19 protein-coding genes are annotated in these 20,201 nt (G+C 66.8%); 11 read left to right on the top strand and 8 right to left on the bottom strand.

The window, feature by feature from the left end; all coding sequences use genetic code 11:
• Window positions 1–80 precede the first annotated feature (80 nt).
• The 4 genes from MEBOL_RS09710 to MEBOL_RS09695 form a co-directional block, all read right to left on the bottom strand.
• Window positions 81–464, bottom strand: coding sequence for a hypothetical protein (locus MEBOL_RS09710; RefSeq protein WP_095977152.1), 384 nt, complete (start codon window positions 462–464; stop codon window positions 81–83).
• Between the two features lie 136 nt (window positions 465–600).
• Complete coding sequence (locus tag MEBOL_RS09705) at window positions 601–1,053, bottom strand: PRC-barrel domain-containing protein (RefSeq protein WP_245919608.1); 453 nt, start codon at window positions 1,051–1,053, stop codon at window positions 601–603.
• A gap of 94 nt (window positions 1,054–1,147) precedes the next feature.
• On the bottom strand, window positions 1,148–1,540 hold the full coding sequence (gene trxA / locus MEBOL_RS09700) for a thioredoxin (RefSeq protein ID WP_095977151.1): 393 nt from the start codon (window positions 1,538–1,540) through the stop codon (window positions 1,148–1,150).
• A gap of 107 nt (window positions 1,541–1,647) precedes the next feature.
• Window positions 1,648–2,235: a TetR/AcrR family transcriptional regulator gene (locus tag MEBOL_RS09695; RefSeq protein WP_179956402.1), complete on the bottom strand. Its 588-nt coding sequence runs from the start codon at window positions 2,233–2,235 to the stop codon at window positions 1,648–1,650.
• A gap of 92 nt (window positions 2,236–2,327) precedes the next feature.
• Between MEBOL_RS09695 and MEBOL_RS09690 the strand changes: the two genes are divergently transcribed.
• From MEBOL_RS09690 to MEBOL_RS09655, 8 genes are all read left to right on the top strand, one after another.
• A complete protein-coding gene (locus tag MEBOL_RS09690; RefSeq protein WP_179956401.1) occupies window positions 2,328–4,142 on the top strand; it encodes a flavin-containing monooxygenase in 1,815 nt (604 codons plus the stop codon).
• Window positions 4,139–5,809 carry an SMP-30/gluconolactonase/LRE family protein gene (locus MEBOL_RS09685; protein ID WP_095977150.1) on the top strand — a complete coding sequence of 557 codons (1,671 nt, stop codon included), beginning with the start codon at window positions 4,139–4,141 and terminating at the stop codon, window positions 5,807–5,809. Before MEBOL_RS09690 ends, MEBOL_RS09685 begins: the two co-directional genes overlap by 4 nt.
• A complete protein-coding gene (locus tag MEBOL_RS09680) occupies window positions 5,806–6,612 on the top strand; it encodes an SDR family NAD(P)-dependent oxidoreductase (RefSeq protein WP_095977149.1) in 807 nt (268 codons plus the stop codon). Before MEBOL_RS09685 ends, MEBOL_RS09680 begins: the two co-directional genes overlap by 4 nt.
• 311 nt (window positions 6,613–6,923) lie before the next feature.
• On the top strand, window positions 6,924–7,568 hold the full coding sequence (locus tag MEBOL_RS09675; RefSeq protein WP_095977148.1) for a TetR/AcrR family transcriptional regulator: 645 nt from the start codon (window positions 6,924–6,926) through the stop codon (window positions 7,566–7,568).
• Between the two features lie 62 nt (window positions 7,569–7,630).
• Window positions 7,631–8,353, top strand: coding sequence for a Coq4 family protein (locus MEBOL_RS09670; RefSeq protein ID WP_095977147.1), 723 nt, complete (start codon window positions 7,631–7,633; stop codon window positions 8,351–8,353).
• A gap of 34 nt (window positions 8,354–8,387) precedes the next feature.
• Entirely contained in the window at window positions 8,388–8,714 is a 327-nt protein-coding gene (locus MEBOL_RS09665) for a 2Fe-2S iron-sulfur cluster-binding protein (RefSeq protein ID WP_095977146.1), read from the top strand.
• 51 nt (window positions 8,715–8,765) lie between these two features.
• Window positions 8,766–9,977, top strand: a complete 1,212-nt coding sequence (locus MEBOL_RS09660) for a cytochrome P450 (RefSeq protein WP_095977145.1) — start codon at window positions 8,766–8,768, stop codon at window positions 9,975–9,977.
• Between the two features lie 11 nt (window positions 9,978–9,988).
• Window positions 9,989–11,443, top strand: a complete 1,455-nt coding sequence (locus MEBOL_RS09655; RefSeq protein ID WP_095977144.1) for a DHA2 family efflux MFS transporter permease subunit — start codon at window positions 9,989–9,991, stop codon at window positions 11,441–11,443.
• Window positions 11,444–11,542: 99 nt separating this feature from the next.
• Here MEBOL_RS09655 and MEBOL_RS09650 read toward each other — a convergent pair whose 3' ends face one another.
• From MEBOL_RS09650 to MEBOL_RS09635, 4 genes are read right to left on the bottom strand one after another with little or no spacing between them, the layout of a single operon-like run.
• Complete coding sequence (locus MEBOL_RS09650; RefSeq protein ID WP_095977143.1) at window positions 11,543–12,994, bottom strand: OprO/OprP family phosphate-selective porin; 1,452 nt, start codon at window positions 12,992–12,994, stop codon at window positions 11,543–11,545.
• The gene (locus MEBOL_RS09645; RefSeq protein ID WP_095977142.1) at window positions 12,982–14,037 is read right to left on the bottom strand and encodes an ABC transporter ATP-binding protein; all 1,056 of its coding nucleotides are present in this window, start codon (window positions 14,035–14,037) and stop codon (window positions 12,982–12,984) included. The genes MEBOL_RS09650 and MEBOL_RS09645 overlap by 13 nt, the downstream gene beginning before the upstream one ends.
• Complete coding sequence (locus MEBOL_RS09640) at window positions 14,030–15,700, bottom strand: ABC transporter permease (protein WP_095977141.1); 1,671 nt, start codon at window positions 15,698–15,700, stop codon at window positions 14,030–14,032. The genes MEBOL_RS09645 and MEBOL_RS09640 overlap by 8 nt, the downstream gene beginning before the upstream one ends.
• A gap of 21 nt (window positions 15,701–15,721) precedes the next feature.
• On the bottom strand, window positions 15,722–16,792 hold the full coding sequence (locus MEBOL_RS09635) for an ABC transporter substrate-binding protein (protein WP_179956450.1): 1,071 nt from the start codon (window positions 16,790–16,792) through the stop codon (window positions 15,722–15,724).
• A gap of 121 nt (window positions 16,793–16,913) precedes the next feature.
• Here MEBOL_RS09635 and MEBOL_RS09630 point away from each other — a divergent pair, with 121 nt between their 5' ends.
• From MEBOL_RS09630 to MEBOL_RS09620, 3 genes are read left to right on the top strand one after another with little or no spacing between them, the layout of a single operon-like run.
• Entirely contained in the window at window positions 16,914–17,579 is a 666-nt protein-coding gene (locus MEBOL_RS09630) for a response regulator transcription factor (protein ID WP_095977139.1), read from the top strand.
• Window positions 17,576–19,009 carry a sensor histidine kinase gene (locus tag MEBOL_RS43595; protein ID WP_095977138.1) on the top strand — a complete coding sequence of 478 codons (1,434 nt, stop codon included), beginning with the start codon at window positions 17,576–17,578 and terminating at the stop codon, window positions 19,007–19,009. The genes MEBOL_RS09630 and MEBOL_RS43595 overlap by 4 nt, the downstream gene beginning before the upstream one ends.
• A gap of 46 nt (window positions 19,010–19,055) precedes the next feature.
• Window positions 19,056–20,195 carry a threonine aldolase family protein gene (locus tag MEBOL_RS09620; RefSeq protein ID WP_095977137.1) on the top strand — a complete coding sequence of 380 codons (1,140 nt, stop codon included), beginning with the start codon at window positions 19,056–19,058 and terminating at the stop codon, window positions 20,193–20,195.
• Window positions 20,196–20,201 lie beyond the last annotated feature (6 nt).

Genomic DNA, 20,201 nt, shown 5'->3' with positions numbered 1-20,201 from the left:
GCTCACCGCCTGAGCTGGGGAACGGTTACGGCGTGCGCCGCGCGGGGATGGTGTCGAAGCGCCCGGCGCGGCTGCATCCGCTACTCCTCGATCGGGCACATCTGCATGCAGTTCTCGTGGCGGTCGAAGCAGATGGACAGGTGGACGGTGCCGTTGCGGAGGCAGGTGTTGAGCTTCGCGTCGCACGTGTCCGAGCATGCACTGGCCTGCCGGACTTGGTTGCAGAAGGTCTCCTCGCAGAGCGCCCGGGACTCTTCACACTGGGCCGCGGCCTCGTTGGTCGACGCGCGCGACATGCACCGCACGAAGAGCCAGCCACAGTCATTACACGCCTGGGCGCTGACTTCGGCACTCTCACCGCCGATGGAAGCGGACCCGACCTCCGTGTCGCTCTCGATGCCACCACAGCCCGCCAACAGCCCCGCGACCAACATGATGCTCACGACAAAAGACTTCGTCTGCATGCGTGCCTCCTGGGATGCCTTTCCGAGATGAAGGGCTTTCCCAGGATAGCGCCTTTGGGAGGCGCTGCGAATGCGCGGGGCGGAAATGGGGGCCGGACTCGTGCGGGCTGGATGTTCCCAGGGCCTGTCTGGCGGCCTACTGGCCCTTCGCGTAGGTGAACTCGGGCATCTTCTTCAGGGTGTCCTTCGTCGCGCCAGGGAGCGTGATGCGGGGTTTCACCCCGGTGAACTGGCCGACCGGGATGGCCACCCGGTGTGTCCCCATACCGAGGAATCCGCCCACCTCGAGGATGGCGTAGGAGACCGTGCCATCTGGCTTGATGATGAGATCCTCGAGTCTGCCAATCCTCTCATTCTTGTCGTTGTACACCGTGTCGCCGAGGATCTTCGACGCCCGGTATCCGGTGGCGATGAGCGTCAGCTCCCGGACCTCCACGCCCAGGAGCGCGCCGCCCGCGATGGAATGCGGCTCCGTTGTCGTGGGCGGCTGTGCCTGCTTCCCCTCTTGCTGTTGTGCCGCCTGCTGCGCCTGCGCGGCGGTGGTTGCCATCAGGCAGACAAGCGCGGTTGCGATGCTCGAGCTCTTCATGTCTTCGCTCCCTCTGCATGAGTTACCAAGATATGGAGTCGTGGATGCACAACGCCAAGGTGGCGTCTCCATGGAGGCGTTCTTCCCCTCGGCGTCAAGTCTGGGGTGAGCCACTGGGCTGCTGCCGGACCTCTCGCTCCACGACTTGCTTGCGCACCTCGTTCATGTCCAACTCGCGGACCTGGCGGACGATGTCCTCGAGCGCCACCGCTGGCAGTGCCCCGGCCCGCTCGAAGAGCATGATTCCGTCGCGGAAGACCATCAGCGTGGGGATTGAGCGGATCGCGAACGCGCCGGAGAGCTCCGCTTCCTGGTCGGTATCGATCTTCCCGAAGGTGATATCCGGGTGCTTCTCGCTGGCCTGCTCGAAGACAGGAGCGAAGGCGCGACAGGGCGCGCACCAGGATGCCCACCAGTCGATGAGGACAATCCCCTCCTTCGACACGGTGTCCTTGAAGTTGCCTTTGCCAAGCTCGACGGTTGCCATGCCTGTGACTTGTGTCCCGCGAGTGGAGAGTGCCAGCCCCCCTCTCGCGGAAGATGCGGGCACGGTGTACAGGGGCCAGCCCGGTCCGATGCAGGCCGAGGCATCTTTCAGGGCGCGCCTTCGTCGACGATCGCCTGGATCTCGGCCTCCAGCCAGCGGCGGGTGGAGGCGTTGCGCGCCTCGGAGAGCTGCTGGATGGGCAGCAGCCTCCAGCTGATGAGAAAGCCGCTCCAGAGGATGTTGAGCCGTGCCGCGCGCCCCTCTCCATCCGGAGGCCCCAGCCAGCGGGCCAGGGGCTCGATGGCCTTCTTCTGGAGCAGCTCGACGCTCGTCGCGTACGCCTCGGGGTCGACCGCCGAGAGGATCAGCATCGCCAGTGGGCCCGGAGCGTCCTGTGCGCCGAGGAAGAGGGACACCACGGTCTCACCGAACCGGCGTCTGTCTACCTGGAGGAGCGGGGTGATATCGAGCACCTGCTCCAGTGTCTCCCGGTACAGCCCCTGCTTCGAGCCGAAGTAGCGGCCGACGAGCGAGGAGTTCACCCCGGCCAGTTCCGCGATGTCCCGTACGCCCGTGTTGGCGAAGCCCCGCGTGGAGAACAGGGTCCGCGCGGCGGTGATCAGGGAGGCTCGCGTGCGCTCGGCGTCTCGCTGGCGCGCCGATGGCTTGGGGTCGGTTGGGCGGGATGTGTACACGGCTGTTTACTTACGACAGGAATTGAGTTAAGTCCAGTGATGTACACAGCCGTGTACATAGCGCGGCTGTCGAGCCGAAAGGACGTGTGCGGATGACTGCGACGAAGAAGGGCGAGGTCTCTTTCTCTCCGGAGGCGCTGAGCGAGAAGTACCGGATCGAGCGCGAGAAGCGGCTGCGTCCCGACGGCAACACCCAGTACATCCCCGTGAGCGGCGTCTTCGCGGACTTCGACAAGGATCCCTACGTCGAGCCCGGCTTCACCCGTCCGGCGCTGACCGAGAAGATCGACGTGCTGATCATCGGTGGTGGCTTTGGCGGCATGCTGGCGGGGGCGCGGCTGCGTCAGGCGGGCGTGGACTCCTTCCGCATCATCGAGAAGGGAGGCGACTTCGGCGGCACCTGGTACTGGAACCGCTATCCGGGCGCCGCCTGCGACGTGGAGTCCTACATCTACCTGCCGCTGCTCGAGGAGACCGGCTACATCCCCAAGGAGAAGTACGCCAAGGCGCCGGAGATCTTCGCCCACTGCCAGCGCATTGGCCGGCACTTCGACCTCTACAAGGGGGCGCTGTTCCAGACCCAGGCCCAGACGATGGACTGGGATGAGGACGCCCGGCGCTGGAACATCACGACCGATCGGGGCGACAAGCTCGCGGCGCGGTTCGTGGTCATCGCGGGCGGCATCCTCCACAAGGCGAAGCTGCCCGGCATCCCGGGGATCGAGACCTTCAAGGGCCACTGCTTCCACACGAGCCGTTGGGACTACGCCTATACCGGCGGCGGCCCCACGAGCGCCATGACCCAGCTGGCCGACAAGCGCGTGGGCATCATCGGGACGGGCGCGACCTCGGTCCAGGCGATCCCCCAGCTGGGGGCCTCGGCCAAGCAGCTGTATGTCTTCCAGCGCACGCCCTCGGGTGTCGGCGTGCGCAACAACCAGCCCACGGACGAGGCCTGGGCGAAGACGCTCAAGCCCGGCTGGCAGCAGGAGCGCATCCGCAATTTCTCCGCCATCGTCTCCGGCCGCCAGCAGGACGTCGATATGGTCCAGGACGGGTGGACCTATATCTTCCAGAACGCCGACAGCCCTCAGGCCCGGACGCCCGAGGAAGCGGCCGAGCTGCGCCAGATGACCGACTTCCGCAAGATGGAGGAGATCCGCGCGCGGGTGGACGCCATCGTCAAGGATCCAGCGACGGCCGAGGCGCTCAAGCCCTATTACAACCAGATGTGCAAGCGGCCCTGCTTCCACGACGAGTATCTGGACACGTTCAACCGCCCCAACGTCCAGCTCGTCGACACCGAGGGCAAGGGCGTGGAGCGCATCACCCCCACCGGGGTGGTGGTCAATGGCAAGGAATATCCGGTCGACTGTCTGATCTACGCCTCGGGCTTCGAGGTCTCGGGTGATTTCACCCGCAACCTGGGCTTCGACATCCGCGGGCGCGGCGGCAAGTCCCTGCGCGAGACCTGGGCGGCCGGCGCGTCGACGCTGCATGGCATGCACAGCCGCGGCTTTCCGAACCTGTTGATGTTCACCACGACCCAGAGCGGCTGGGCGATCAACTTCGTGCACATCCTCGACGAGCAGTCGCAGCACGCCGCCTACATCATCGAGCGCTGCCTCAAGCGGGGCGTCGAGGTGGCCGAGCCCTCGGAGCAGGCGGAGCAGCAGTGGTGGGAGGTGATCCTCGGCCGCCTCAAGACGAGCGCCTCCTTCGGCGGTCCCGAGTGCACGCCCGGCTACTACAACAACGAGGGCGTCAAGGCGGGCGCGCACATGGTGAAGAGCGCCTCCTTCGGGGGTGACACCCTCGCGTTCATCGACGTCCTGCGCGCGTGGCGTCAGGGCGACGAACTGGCGGGCCTGGAGCTCACGCGCGCTGGAGCGTCCTCCAACCCATGAACTCCTCCACGTCCCGATTCCTCTCCAGGTCCCTGGCCGCCTGGGCGTTGATGCTGAGCGCTCCCTCCCTGGCCGCTTCCCCCGCGAAGGCCTACCGCCAGGAGGAGGTGGTGGCCGGCTCGCCCTTCCAAGGCGTCCATGGGCTGGCGCTCGATGGCAAGGGGCACCTGCTGGCCGGCAATCTGATGGGCCAGACGGTTCACTCCGTCGATTTGAGCAGCGGCAAGGTGTCCACCCTCGTGGGGCCTCCGCTGGGCGGCGCGGATGACGTCGCCGTGGGTCCGGATGGCTCCATCTACTGGACCGGCTACTTCACCGGCCAGTTGATGCGACGCACCCCCGATGGCAAGACGCGCGTCATCGCCAAGGATTTGCCGGGCCTCAACTCGCTGGCCTTCCGCCGGGATGGCCGGTTCTACGTCACCCAGCTCGGCCGGGGCGATGCGCTGTGGGAAGTGGACCCGAATGGGCGCACGCCGCCTCGGAAGGTCCTCTCCCAGCACGGCTTCCTCAATGGCTTCCAGTTCGGCCCCGACGACCGGCTGTACGGCCCGCTCCTGCTCAAGCAGCAGATCGCCCGGATCGATGTGGACACGGGGACCATCGAGGTGGTGGCGGAGGGCTTTGGGATACCCACCGCCGTCAACTTCGACTCGAGCCGCGAGAACCTCTACGTGGTCGATGCGGCGCGGGGCGAGTTGGTGCGTGTCCGGGTGGCCACGGGCGCCAAGGAAGTCGTCGCGAAGCTGGCCTCCGGGCTCGACAACCTGGAGGTGGGCCCCGATGACCAGGTGTACGTGTCCAACATGGTGGACAATGACATCCGCGTGTTCAACCCCGCCGATGGTTCCGTGCGGACCCTCGTCGAGGGGCGCTTGAGCGTGCCCGCGGGTCTCGCCGTGGCGCCAGATGATCCGGACGAGCGCCTGTATGTGGCGGATGTGCATGCCCTCCGCCAGGTGGGCGGGCGCGATGGAATGATGACCCAGACGACCCGGGTGCTCTCCACCCGGATGACCTTCCCGATGAACGTGAGTCTGGGCACAAAGCACGTGGTGCTCAGCAGCGGCTACCTCGGCAACATCCAGGTCCTGGACAAGGCCACCGGAGAGGTCCTGCGGACGATTCCCAATACGAATGGCATCCAGGGTGCGCTTGAGCTTCCCGATGGCACGCTGCTCGTCGCGGAGGCCTCCACGGGCCGGCTCGTGCGGGTGGATACCGCCGAGCCCGCGGGGACCACGGTGCTGACCGAGGGCCTGGAGGGGCCGGTGGGGCTCGTGGCCGACACGGAGGCGACGGAGCCGGGGGTGTACGTCACCGAGGTGCGCTCGGGGCGGGTGACCCGGGTGCGTCTGGCGGATGGCGCGCGGCGCACGGTGGCCAAGGGTCTCAAGGCTCCGGAGGGCATCGCCCGGCATCCGGACGGGGGGCTGATTGTCGCCGAGGTGGGCCGCAAGCGGCTGGTGCGCATCGATCCGGCCACGGGACGCCTGACAGTGATCGCGAGCGGCCTGCGCATCGGTCTGCCCGAGAGCGCGGGCATGCCGCCGGGCCACATCCCCACGGGGGTCGCGGTGGGGAACTCGGGGACCATCTACCTGTCGTCGGACGTGGAGAGCGCCCTCTATCGCTTCGTCCCCGCACAGGGGGATGCACGGCCATGAAGGTCCAGAACAAGGTCGTCGTCGTGACCGGCGGCGGCAGTGGGATGGGCAGGGAGTTGGTCCTGGCGCTTCTGGCGAAAGGCGCGAGCGTCGCCGCCGTGGACATCAACACGTCTGCCCTTGAAGGGACCCGCGAGCTGGCTGGAGCGAACCGGGACAAGCTGGCCACCTACACCGTGAACATCACGGATCGGGGCTTGGTGGAAGCGCTTCCGGGTCAGGTCCTCTCCCGCTTTGGGACGGTCGACGGCATCATCAACAACGCGGGCATCATTCAACCCTTTGTCCGGTTGAAGGACCTCGATTACGCGGCGATCGACCGGGTGATGAACGTCAACCTGTTCGGCACGCTCTACATGACCAAGGCGTTCCTGCCGCATCTGCTCGCACGCCCCGAGGCCCACATCACGAACGTCTCCAGCATGGGGGGATTCCTGCCCGTGCCGGGGCAGACCATCTATGGGGCCGCCAAGGCGGCCGTGAAGCTCCTGACGGAAGGTCTGAACTCGGAACTCCAGGGGACGAACGTGCGGGTCACGGTGGTGTTTCCGGGAGCGGTTCGCACGAACATCATGGTGAACTCGGGTCTGGATGCCCGTCAGCCAGCGAAGGGAGAGGCCGGATCGTTCAAGACGCTGATGCCTGACAAGGCCGCGCGGATCATCATCGAGGGCATCGAGCGCAATCGGGAACGCGTCATGGTGGGAAACGACGCCACGCTCATGGACGCTGTCTACAGGCTGAACCCCCAGCGCGCGGCGCGGTTCATCTACAATCAGATGAGCGCCTTGTTGCCGAAGTAGGAACGGCCAGCGCCCTGGCTCGGCACCCGTCGAGTCGACTCTCGACGGGTGCCGTCAGGTACCGCCAGCCGCCGGTGCCCAAGGCGCTCGCCTGGCGCTTCTGGCGGCGGATTCGATTCCGGCTTCTTTCCGACTTGTTCTGCGTGAGCCTTCTCGGGCCCTGGATTAAGTCGGTTGACTTCATCAGTCGATCGACTTAATTCTGTTCGCATGGGCTCGCGGATGGGCCATCTCCTGGAGGTCTTGATGAGTGCCGACCAGACCGTATCGAGCGTGTTGCCGCGCCGTCTGGAAAGGGTCCCGGTGCGCGGATGAGGCCGGGCAAATCCGACCGGGGCGGCGAGACACGCGAGCTGATCCTCGTCACCGCGGAGCGGCTGTTCGCCGAGCACGGAGTGGAGGCGGTCTCCAACCGCCAGGTGAGCGAAGCGGCGGGCCAGTCGAACAACTTCGCGGTGGGCTACCACTTTGGCAGCAAGGAGGACCTGGTGGTGGCGATCGTGCGCCGGCACGCCGAGTCGGTGGAACGGCGGCGGACCGACATGCTCGCGAAAATCACCGACTCGCCCGACTTGCGCGACTGGGTGTCCTGCCTCGTGCGGTCGAACACCGAGCACCTCGCTTCGCTGGGCAGTCCCTCCTGGTACGCGCGGTTCATCGCCCAGGTGACGACTCATCCGTCCTTGCGAGAACTCGTGATCAACGAGGCGGTCTCCTCGCCGTCGATGCAGCAGACCATCGACGGCATGTTCCGGCTGGTCCCTCGTCTTCCCGAGGAGGTGCGGCAGGAGCGGAGCTACATGAGCCGGTTGATGATCGTGCACATGTGCGCCGAGCGGGAGCGTGAGCTGCACGCGGGCACCGCGATGCCCCGCTCGACGTGGGCGTCCACCGCGGCCGGACTGGTCGACGCGCTCGTCGGATTGTGGCTGGCCCCTGTCACCGCCCGGCGATGACCCGGGTTGAACCGGGGCCGTCCAGACGTCGGAAACAACCGAAGTGAAGGAGGAATGACCAGATGAATGCGAGTCATGCCAGCCAACCCCCCGGGGTCGACGCCGAGCCCCTGTTCCTGCCCGACAACGCCTCCCTGTTCACGCGTCTGCGCGTGGCGCTCCAAGCCCTGAAACGCGTCAGGGGCGACGAGGGGAATCCCACGTATGGCCAGCTCATCAACGCCTGTCTGGATGGCAATGTCTACGCATCGCTCGCCCAGCAACTCCAGGGCGGCGAGGCGGGGCGCCGCATGCTGTCCGAGCGCCCTTCCCTGCAGGGGAAGGAACTGGACCTGGATGCGCTCGAGCGCCTGCCGGAAGGAACGCTCGGCCATGAGTTCGCGCGCTACTTCCGCGACAACAAGATCTCGCCCTTCGAGACGACGCTCGAACTCAAGAACGACATCGACTACATCGGCAAGCGCTACCGCGAGACGCATGACCTGCTGCACGTGCTGACGGGCTACGCCACGGATGTGATGGGCGAGATGGAGTTGCAGGCATACGCCCTGGGCAACCTGGGGATCCGGACCGCGGTGCTCATCCTGCTGGTCGGCACGCTCGGACACCTCAAGGCTCCACAGCCCGGCATCGGGCGGTCCGAGTACCTGCGGCGGGTGCGGGCCGCGTACCACCGGGGCCGCGCGTCCCCGCTGTTCCTCGACTTCTGGTTCGAGCACCACTGGGAGACCCCCGTGGCCACGCTGCGCGAGCGGCTGTGCGTCCCCTCGGAGCGGATGAACTGACCCGTCAACACCCGGAAGGAATCCAGGAGGACCCATGGCGAAGATCAAATTCATCGAGGCGGATGGCAAGGAGCACGAGGTCGAGGCGCAGGAGGGACAGTCTGTCATGCAGGCGGCGCAGAACAACCTCGTGCCAGGAATCGTCGCCGAGTGCGGAGGCTTCGCCAGTTGCGCGACCTGTCACGGCTACGTCGATGAGGCATGGCTCACGAAGCTCCCTCCTCCCGATGCGGCGGAAGAGGGGATGATCGCGTGCGCCTTCCACGTGCGGCCCAACAGCCGGCTGACCTGTCAGCTCAAGGTGACGCCCGAGCTGGAGGGGCTGGTGGTCCGTCTTCCCGTCTCGCAGACGAGCGAGTGAGGACCGGTCGAGTCCCCGTGCTTTTTCTCCAACAGCCAAGGATGTTCGAACATGGATGCCTTTAACGGACAGAAGTTGGACAAGATTCCCGCACACGTCCCGCCGGAGCTGGTCTACGAATACGACAACGCCCGGGATCCGCGGCTGCTGCAGGATCCGCATGCCCGGATGCGCTCGCTCATCCTCGAGGCTCCGCCCATCTTCTTCACCCCGTATAATGGGGGGAGCTGGGTGGTGACCCGGAAGAAGGCGATCGTGGACATCACGATGAACCCGGAGGTCTTCAGCAACGCCTTCATCAGTGGCGCGAAGGACTCGCAGCAGAGCTTGTCTCTGCTGCCCATCTCGGTAGATCCGCCGAAGCACACGGCGTACCGGGCACCGCTCAACCAGCCGCTGTCTGCCAAATCCGTTGCCGGACTCGAGTCGGCGATCCGGGCGATGACGAACGAGCTCATCGACAAGGTGCTCGCCGCGGGTCGCTGTGACTTCCTCTCGGACATCGCCGAGCCACTGCCCGTCACGTTGTTCATGAAGCTGGCCGGCATGCCCACCGACCGTCTGGCGGAGTTCCGTCATCTAGCCACGCAGGCAACGTCCTCCACGGTGGATCACGCGACCCGTGAGGGGGTCTTCAAACGCATCGCGGGGATCCTGGCGGAGGTCATCAAGGCCCGGCAGGAGAAGCGCGAGGAGGATCTGATCAGCCATCTGCTCGACGTGAACATCAACGGTCAGAACCCCACGTTCCAGGAGATGCTGGGCTACAGCATCACCCTGTTCCTCGGGGGGCTGGAGACCGTGGTGAATGCCCTGAGCTTTGGCGTCCTGCGCCTGGCGCGCGATCAGGAGCTGCAGGCGAAGCTCCGGGCCGACCCCAGCCTCCTGCCCGGAGCCATCGAGGAGCTGCTGCGGCTCCATGGCATCGCGTCCACGGTCCGGCAGGTGACGCGTGACGAGGTCTGCCATGGCGTCCAGTTCAAGAAGGGTGACACGGTGTCGTTGCTCCTGCCCGCGGCCAACTACGACGACGCGGCGTTCCCCAATCCCGAGCAGTTCATCCTGGGCCGGACGGAGCAGCACCAGACGTTCAACACGGGTCCGCACCGGTGTGTCGGGCTGAACCTGGCCCGTCTGGAGATGAAGGTGTTCTACCAGGAGTGGTTGAAGCGCGTACCGTCGTTCCGGCTGGATTCCCAATCGCCGCCGCGGTTCATGGGAGGCTTCAACCTGGCGGTCACGAGCCTGCCGCTCGTCTGGTAACCGACCCCGTCATGCATCCACCCGAAGATCCACGAGCCACCCGGTTCTGGCCGTTCATGTTCGCCCTCTTCGCCGGGTCGTTCATGGCGACGCTGAGTTCCAGCACGATCACGATCGCCATTCCCGAACTGCAGCGGCATTTCGGTGCCGAGCTCTCCCTGCTGCAGTGGACCCTGACGGGCTTCATGCTCGCCATGGGCACGAGCGCGCCGCTCACCGGCTATCTCGGCGGACGCTTCAGTTTCAAATGGGTGTACGTGGCCAGTCTGGTGGGCTTCATCCTGGCGTCCGTGCTGTGTGGGCTGGCCTGGGCTACGCGCTCGCTCGTGCTCTTCCGGTTCGTGCAGGGCGCGTTCTGTGGCGCCATCATGCCCGTGACCATGACGCTCATCTACCAGCTCGTTCCCCGGGAACGGCAGGCGTTGGCCGCCAGTCTCTGGAGCCTGTCGGCGAGCCTCGCTCCCGCGTTCGGGCCCACCTTCGCGGGCTGGTTGATCACCCTGGGCAGCTGGCGGTGGCTGTTCTTCATCAACGTTCCGCTCGGCCTCGTCGCCGTGGGCCTGGCCGTGCGGACCATTCCCTTCTACCGCCTGCGGGCCTCCAAGGCATTCGATCTCCTCGGCCTGCTCACCGTCATCATCGGCACCCTGTCCCTCCTGAGTGCCTTGAGCCAGGGACGGGACTGGGGATGGACCGATGTGAAGACCGTGTCCCTGTTCATGGTTGGGACGCTGTCACTGATCTTCTTCATCACCAGGGAGTTGAGGACGAGCGCTCCGCTGCTGGACCTGCGTGTGCTCGCGAACGGCCGCTACGCGGTGACGCTGCTCATCTCGAGCATCATCACGATCAGCCTGTATTCGGGCGCGTTCCTCGTCCCGCTGTTCCTGCAGAAGATTCAGGGAGTGACGCCGCTCGAGACCGGATTGATCCTTCTTCCGGCCTCCCTGGCCATGGCGCTCCTGATGCCCCTGGTCGGGCGCCTGTATGGCACACTCGGGCCGAGCACGCTCATGGCGACAGGCATCCTTCTGATCGCGGGAGGCACGTATGCCTTGAGCCGTTTGACGCCGGAGATTCCACGCTCCTATGTGTTGGTGTGGATGGTGGTGCGGAACGTGGGTATCTCTCTGTCCATGATGCCGGCCAGCAACGCGGGCATGGAGCAGATTCCACGCGAGCTGAGCGGCCACGCTTCCTCCATCAGCAACTGGTTGCGGAACGTGTTCGGAGCGTTCTCGATCGCCATCTTCACGTCGCTCCTGGCCACCTTCTCAACCCGGGAGGCGGAGGTGCTCGTGGAACAGGGGATGACGGATCGCCGTCTCATCGAGTTGTTCTCGTTCGTGGCGGGCATCAACGACGTCTACCTGGTGGCCACGGTCATCACACTGGTGGCGGTGCCACTCAGCCTGGGAATCCGCAAGCAGATGGGGGTACTCAAGGCCGCCGTGGACGCACGATAGGGGCGTGCGGCGCCCCTCGTGCCCCACGCTCCTGCTGAGCCGTGGGGGGGGAGACGGGACGCATGGACCAGCCATGACGATGTTCGCTCCGGGAGCCGGTCAGAAGGACACCTGCGCGCGCATGCTCACGGTCTGGCCGTCGTCCCCGCCAGTGAAGTCGCCGCTGCGGTTGTCGGTGTGCCAATGGATGCCGTTCAGCATCAGCCGGGTGAAGCTGTTGAGGTACCAGTTCACGCCCACGGTCGCCGCCCAGCCCCGGCCAGCCAGGAGCGCGTGAGTGAAGTCCAGCGACTCATAGCGCGCCGTCAGTTCGAGCGCCCCAAGCCCGCCGTCGAGGACGGACCGGCTGACGTGGGGTTGGGTGAAATTACCGAAGCGCGGATTGTAGGGAGGTGTCTCGCCCGTCGCGAACCATCCGACCGATGTACTCCAGGCGAGGTGGGAGAAGTCCCTTGGGTCCTCCAGCCGGACCTGTCGCTGGCCGAGTTCTGCCATGGCCCAGAGCGAGCCGACATAGCCTCCCAGCTCGGCGCCATAGCCGGTGTCGTGCGTGGCTCCAGTGAGTGAGCCGGTCGACACGCGCAGGTTGCCGTTGAACCGGCCTCCGATAACGGTGTTGCGGGTCACCGTGCTCGCCGCCGACGACAACCGCTCGTCGAAGCCCCACAGGCCCAGGTGGATGACCGCATGGGACGTCTTCAGCGGATTCCAGTGCGCACGCGCCAGGAGGGTGCGGCTGTCGCTGACGGCATAGGCGCCATCGACGTCATCGCCCGAGAGCGTCAGCGAGGCATGCCAGCTTGGCCCGAACAGCCGCCCCTGCGCGCCGACGCCGTAGAAGCCGCGCTGCGGGATGACCGATGTGCCGACGACCGTTCGCTCCAGAAAGGGCGTCGCGTCCGAGCCCGTCGAGCCCTCGAGGCCGCGATCATTGAAGAGGTTGCCGATGCGGATGTCGTAATCGAGGCCGGCCACCTTGTGGCGCCAGCCGAGGAAGGCGGTGACCACGTCGACACCGTTCTCGGCGAAGTCGCTTTCGAACTGGTAGAAGAAGTGCGGCCCGACGCCTCCCTCGATGCCCAGACGGAGCGCCCGGGAGCCGGTCGTCGTGATGTTCCGGGCCTCGTAGCGGGAGCCGCCGGTGCCACTGACGTCGAGCAGGATGCGCCCTCGTGGCTTGAACGAGAAGACACCGTCCGCCGAGCGGAAGATGGGGGCGCCCGCTCCCCACTCGACTTGCAGGTCCGTTGCCTTCGCGGCGGGTGCTTGTGTGGGCATGGCCGAGGCCCGCGCGGTCTCGACCGGTGCCGTGGCCGGGCCGGGCGGCACCAGCTGGGGCGCGATCGGTGTCATGCCGGCACGGACTCGCGTCAGCTGATCATGATCCTGTGCCTGGTTCTTCTCGAGCACCTGGAGCCGGGCGCGGAGCGCTTCCAGTTCCTCCTGTTGGGCGCGGACGCGTTCGTTCAAGGGCTCGTCCGCCTCTCGCGCGGAGGCCAGGACGGGGCAGGTGAGGAGCACGCCCACGAGCGCGGTCTCTAGAAGATCCATAGATGCTCTTTCGGAATCGCGAGTGTGTAGGCGCCAGGGGTCAGTGCCTGTCGGGTGGTGGCGCGCAGCAGGTGCCCCGCGAGCTGGAACTGGTGCTCCCAACGGCCGCCCACGTAGATGGAGCTGGCCAGATGGGCGGGAAGACGGTTCTCCCCAGGTCCGGACGCCAGCCCGATCTCCTCCACGCGGATGACGCCGGTGGCGGCCTCGGCGCCGTTCGCTCCATTTCGCTGCTGGCCCCACAGCGACAGCCCGTCGATTTCCAGCCGGGCCTCGCCCTCGCGGTGCTCCACCACCCGTCCCTGGAGGGTATTGTTCACCCCCATGAAGTTCGCGGCGAAGAGACTCTGGGGCTGCGTGTAGAGCTGTTCCGGCGTGCCGTCCTGCACCATGCGCCCACCGTCCAGGAGCATGATCCGGTCGGCGATGGCCATGGCCTCCACCTGATCATGGGTGACGAAGAGGGCGGTGAGTCCCAGCCGCTTGATGAGGCCGCGAATCCAAATGCGCGCTTCCTCACGAAGCTTCGCGTCCAGGTTGGACAGGGGCTCATCCAGGAGGACGAGCGGCGGGCTGTAGACGAGCGCTCGTGCCAGGGCCACGCGTTGTTGCTGGCCTCCGGAGAGCTGGCTGGGAAGCCGCTCGCCATAGCCTTGCAGCCCCACGCCTTCGAGCACCTCCCGCACCGACTGCTCGATGACCTCCCTTGGCTTCTTGCGCAGCTTCAAGCCGTAGGCGACGTTCTCGAACACTGTCTTGTGGGGCCACAACGCATAGGATTGGAACACGAGCCCCAGGTCGCGCTGCTCCGGTGGCAGGTTCATCTTCGCCGCCGCGTCGAAGACCGTCCGGTCTCCGATCTGGATGCGGCCCCTGCTCGGGGTTTCCAGTCCGGCGATGGAGCGCAACAGGGTCGATTTGCCGCTGCCGGAGCGTCCGAGCAGTGCCACCACCTCGCCGTCCCGGAAGTCGGCGGTGATGCCCTTGAGGATGTCATTGGCGCCGAGCCGGACGTGGACGTCCTCGACGAGCAACCTAGCCATGGTGTGCCTTCCTTCCGAACAGGGTGATCAACAAGAGACCTCCCGCGACCATCGCGATGTTGATGGCCGAGAGGGCCACGACGGTGTCCACCGCGCCGGCGGCCCACAACGACACGAGGAGTGAACCAATCACTTCCGTGCCAGGGCCCAGCAGGTAGACGCCGGTGGAGTACTCGCGCACGAAGGTGACGAAGACGAGCAGCCAACTGCCCACCAACCCCGCGCGAATCAGTGGGAGGGTGACGTCCAGGCTGACGCGGGCTGGAGACGCTCCCACCACCCGGCCGGCTTCCTCCAGCTCGGGTCCGAGCTGCAACAGGCTGCCGGACACCAGTCGCATGCCATAGGCCATCCACACCAGGGTGTAGGCCACCCACATGGCCAGCAGCGTCTGCCGGAAGGGCTGTAGCGGCGGAACGAAGAGGAAGACCCAGAAGATGGCCAGACCCGCGACGATTCCCGGCATGGCGCGGGGCAGCAGCACGAGGTAGTCGATGACCCGTGCCCAACGTGAGTGCCAGCGGTGCACCGCGAGGTTGATGAGCGTGTAGACGACCACTGACGCGGCCCCGCCCACGGCGGCCAGCACCAGGGTGTTGGTGATGCCCCGCACCAGGTTGGGGTAGTGCGCCAGCTCGCGGAAGTGCTCCAGCGTCAACGCTCCCGCGATGTTCACTCCCTCGCCCCAACTGGACAGGAAGGCGCGCAGCACCAGGGCGCAGACGGGGGCTACCACCACCATCAGGAGCCAGAGCGCGATGAACGCCACCGCGGGCCAGCGCCACATCCCCAAGGAGATGGGCCGCGACGCCTGGGCCTTGCCCTTGATGGACACGTACCGGTTGGCGCCCTGGAGCAGCCGGTTCTGCAGCCACACCAGGGGCAGTGCGATGGCGACGATGACCATCACCACCACCGCCATCAATTGATAGGAGGGGATGCCCAACACGTTGGTCAGCTTGTAGAGGTAGGTGGCCAGCACCAGCTCCCCCTTGGGATCGGCGAGCACCAGCGGCAGGCCGAACAGCTCGAAGCCGAGGAAGAAGACCAGCACGGCGGAGTACATCAGCGCGGGGCGGATCATCGGCAGGCTGACCGTCAACGCCACGCGCAGGGGCCCGGCGCCCGTGGAGCGCGCGGCCTCCTCCACGTCGGAGCCGAGGCTGCGCAGCGCCGTGGCGGCGTAGAGGAACACGTGGGGCGCGTGGGTGAGGCCCGCGATGAGGATGAGCGACGAGCGGGAGTAGATGTCCCAGGGCAGCCTGCCTAGCCAGCCCTTCACCCACAGGCTGACGATACCCACCGGCCCGAACGCCACCACGAAGCCGAACGCCAGCACGATGGAGGAGATGAACATCGGGGTGAGGAGGAGTGGCTCCACCCAGCGCCGGCCCGGAAGGTCGGTGCGCACCAGCAGGAACGCCAGCAGCGCCCCCACGGGGACGGCGATGCACGCCATGCCCGCGGCCACCAGCACCGAGTTGCCCAGCGCGCGGTAGAAGTCCGGGTCCTCGTAGACGAACTGGTAGGCCCCCAGCGTCGGGTGCACGTTGCGGGCGAAGAAAGGACCGTCCAGGAAGCTCTGCCAGACGACCAGCAGGAGGGGCGCGAGGATGGCCACCGCGGAGGTCAAGACGACCCCGATTCGCATCGAGCGATTCATCGAGAGGGGTTCTCCATCCGCTCAGAGGCCGCGCACGATGCGCTTCCACTGCTTGAGGAAGCGCAGGCGGGTGAGTTGGTCGAGGTTGGCCAGCAGCTGGGGGCCCACTCGAATGGGGCGGACCTGCTCGGCGGGAGGTCGGGGCACGCCGATCTCACCGAGATCGGTTCGCACGGGCGCCATGTCGCGTTGGGCGAGCAGCGACTGGCCCCGCTTGGACAGCATGAAGTCCAGGAACAGCTTCGCGGCGTTGGGGTGGCGCGCCTCCGTGGGAATGAAGGCGATGCGCGACATGGTCAGCGTGAAGTCGGCCGGGAAGATGATGCCCAACGATGGGTCCTTCTTCTGCCGCTGGAGCGCGTAGGAACCAATCAGGTTGTAGACGAGCAGGTGCTCGCCGGAGACGAGCCGCTCCATCATCGCCCCGGTGGAGGTGTAGAGCCGGGGGTCGGTGCCGGCCATGGCCTCCACCAGCTTCCAGGTGTCCCGGCTGATCTGCACGTCCTGGGAGATGAACAGGAAGCCCACGCCGCTGCGTTCCGGGTCGTAGCTGGCGACCTTGCCCCGGTAGAAGTCCTTCTTGGTGCGCAGCAGTGTCTCCAGGTCCGCGCGCGTGCGCGGCACGTCCTCCGGAGGCATCAGCCGCTTGTTGTAGGCGATGACAAGCGGCTCGGCGGTGATGCCATAGCCCTCGTTCTTCCAGACCGCCCACTCGGGAAGATTCGGCTTCTCAGGGGATGCGTACGCCTGCGCGTAGCCGTCGTTGATGAGCTTCACCTGAAGGTCCATCGCCGAGCTCCACACGAGGTCGGCGGTGCCTTGCCCGGCCGCCACCTCCGCGATGAAGCGGCTGTAGATCTCGGTGGAGTTCTGGTCCGCGTACTCGACGCGCACGCCTGGGTAGGCGGCTTCGAACTCGCGGATGAGCGCGGCGACCTCGCTCCCGTCGGTGGTGGCGTAGACGCTGAGGGAGCCCTCCTTCTGGGCCGCCTCGATGATGCGCGCGTAGGAACGAGGATAGCCGTCGGGCGGCGAGGCAGCCGAGCCTTCGGCCGCGGCGCCCGCCATCGGCAGGGCCGCCAGCAAAACCATCAGGATTTGTTTCAAGGAGGACCTCACGGGTGTCGGGGTCAAGCAACCCGTCTTCACTTGCAACATCCGACGATATGGATCGAAGCTGTCACCAGCCTGTCGCGCGCCGCGAGGAGGTCCGTTGCGCATCCTGATTGTCGAGGACAACGCAGCCCTGGCTCGTGGACTCACCGCGTCATTGAGGGCGTCTGGCTTTGCCGTGGACCATGTAACGCATGGCGTCGCGGCCTTGGATGAAGAGCGGCTCGTGCCCTACAACCTGATGATCCTGGATGTGGGCCTGCCTGATCTCAGTGGGTTCGAGGTGCTCGGGAAGCTGCGCCAGCGTGGCTCGAAGACACCGGTGTTGGTCCTCACGGCGCGGGGTGCCCTCTCCGACCGGGTGAAGGGACTGGACCTGGGAGCGGACGACTACCTGCTCAAGCCCTTCGAGCCGGCCGAGCTGGAGGCCCGCGTGCGCGCACTGTTGCGTCGTGGACAGGGACAGGCGGCGCCCGCGCTGACGCTGGGGGGGCTGGTGTTCGACCGCTCGGCTGGCGCCGTCACGCTGCACGGACGACCACTCGACCTGCGCCGGCGGGAGTGGGCGGTGCTGGAGAGTCTGATCACGCGGGCGGGCAAGGTCGTCACCAAGGAGCGGTTGAGCTCCGAGGTCTTCGGTCATGACGAGCCGGTGGGCCCCAACGCGCTCGAGGTCTACGTGGGGCGTCTTCGCAAGAAACTGGAACCGGACGGACCCACCATCCGCACCATCCGGGGCCTGGGTTATCTCCTCGACGCCCTGTGAAGACGTCTGGCGCGGCCAACTCCCTCACGACGCGGCTGGTGGTGGCCCTGGCGGGCCCCCTGGTGGCACTGGCGCTCGTGTTGGGACTGGGCGGCGCCTGGCTGATTCACGGCGTGGTGGAGCGGAGTGGGGACCGCGTCCTCGCGGGCTCGGTGGGTGCCATCGCGGAAACCCTGGCGCTGGAGGACGATGAGCTCACGTTGGATCTGCCGCCCGCGGCCTTTGGCATGTTGGAGAATCCCGAACACGACAACGTCTACTACGCCATCCGGCACCAGGGGCGGCTCGTCACCGGCTACCCTGATCTCCCGTTTCCCTCGGCGATGCCTCCCCGGGACACCGTGGCCTTCCGCTACGCGGAGCACCGGGGACAAGAGGTGCGCGTCGCGGCCGTGAGCCGGAGGATTCCGCGGCTCAAGGGGGCGGTGGTGGTGCAGGTCGCGGAGACGCTCCAGGCACGCCGGGCGCTCCGGGCGCGCATGGTGTTGGGGTTGGTCGTCCTGGAGGCGGTGCTCATCCTGGGGGCCGCGCTGACGGCCCGGCCCGCCTTGCGGTGGGGGTTGCGGCCGCTGGCGAGTACGCGCGCCAAGGTGGAAGCGAAGGCCCGCGCCGCGCCCGTGGAACTGACGCCGCTGCCTCTCGTGTTCGTCCCTCCCGAAATCCGCTCCTTCGTCGAGGCGGTCAACGCGCTGTTGTCCCGGCTGTCGGAGTCCACGGAGCGCATGCGCCGCTTCACGGGCGACGCGTCCCACCAGATGCGTACGCCGCTGGCGGTGCTGCGCACGCACCTGGCGCTCGCCATGCGCGAGGATGTGTCCGCGGAGGAGCGTTCCACCGCGCTCGGGGAGGTGGTGGGCGCGACGCAGTCGCTGGAGCGGCTGTTGACCCAGTTGTTGGCACTGGCTCGGGCGGAGGAGCGGGGCACCCTGCCCGTGTTGCAACGGGTGGACTTGAATGCCGTCGCGGCCCAGGTGACGGCGGACTTCGTGCCCCAGGCGCTGCGCGCGGACGTCGAGGTCCATTTCGAGGGCCACGAGCCAGGGTTGCCCATTCGCGCCGATCCGGTCCTGGTCCGGGAGGTGACCGGGAACCTGCTGGACAACGCCATCCGCTATCACCGGCGCGGCGGACAGGTGACGGTGCGGGTGGCGCACCGGGACGGAGACTGCTGGCTGGAGGTCGAGGACAACGGTCCGGGTATCCCCAAGGAGCAGCGGGAGCGCGTGTTCCAGCGCTTCCACCGGCTGCCTCGCGATCAGGCTCAGTCCGGGAGCGGGCTGGGGCTGTCCATTGTCCGCTCACTCGCGAATCACATGGATGCGGAGGTGGTCTTGCGCGATGGACAGGGCGGCGTTGGCCTCACCGCCGCCGTGCGCTTCCAGCCCTGGCGCGAACGATCCGAGGGAGTCCAGCCGGAAGGAGTAGGATGACGCCTCGGGCCCGGCTTGTCGGAGCCGGTTGTCCAGGAGGCTTCACATGAATCGTCGGGAACTTCTCCAGGCGCTCGCGGTGAGTGGAGGGATCGCCCCCGCGCTGACGGTCTCCAGTGCGAGGGCCGCCTCGACGCCCGAGATCAATGAGCGGACGGTCTTCCTCATGGGGGATGGTGTTCCACGGAGCCCGGCGCAATGGACGGCGCTGCTGACCCGTGCGCTTCCCAAGGACACCCGCGTGTCCGACTCCTACCTGCGCGGAGGGGCCGTGACGGAGCTGGAGCGGCGCTTCGCCTCGCTGTTGGGCAAGGAGGAAGCCCTCTTCCTTCCAACGGGAACCCTGGCCAATCAGCTCGCGGTGCGAGTGCTCTGTGGCGAGCACCGCCGGGCCTTGGTGCAGCACGAGAGCCACCTCTACCGGGACGAGAGCGACGCGGCCCAACTGCTGAGCGGCATCAACCTCGTGCCCCTCGCCCCGGGTCGGCCCGGGCCCTCGCCGGACGAGGTCGCCGCGGCGGTGGACGCATCACTCCAGCCTCCCTTCCCCGTGATCGTCGGAGCCATTTCCCTGGAGAGTCCCGTCAGGAGGGCAGGAGGGGCCCTGCTCGACATCGAGAGCGTCCGGGCCATCTCCACCTTCGCCCGTTCCAAGTCCATCCGGCTGCACCTCGATGGCGCGCGCCTGTTGCTGGCCAGCGCCCGGCCCGGATTCGATGTGCGTGCCTATTCGGCCCTCTTCGACACTGTCTACGTGTCCCTCTACAAATACCTGGATGCGCCCTTTGGCGCCGTCCTGGCGGGCGACCAGGAGACGATCGGGCGGGTGCGAGCCCTCCGGCACGTCTTCGGTGGAGGACTCGCGCAGGCGTGGCCCGCGGCGGTGCCCGCCCTGCACGCGCTCGATGGCTTCCAGGAGCGTTTCCGCGCGGCCATGGTGGCGGCCGAGCAGTTGTTCTCCGCGTTGGAACGCGCGGGGGGCTTCAAGCTCATCCGGGTGGAGCAGGGGACCCACGTCTTCACCCTGGAGATCAGCCCCGAGCAGCAATCAGGGCTGGTGGCGCGGTTGAGCAAGGCGGGCGTGCTCATGCTGGAGCCGAAGCAGAACCAGACCGAGATCTCCATCAACGAGACGCTTTTGCGGCGCGACACGGCCTACCTCGTGCGCGCCTTCCTGGGAGCGTGAGCCCTC

Source organism: Melittangium boletus DSM 14713, assembly GCF_002305855.1.
GTDB lineage: Bacteria > Myxococcota > Myxococcia > Myxococcales > Myxococcaceae > Cystobacter > Cystobacter boletus.
Note: the sequence above shows the minus strand (reverse complement) of the source record. Positions and strands in the feature narration are given on the sequence as shown.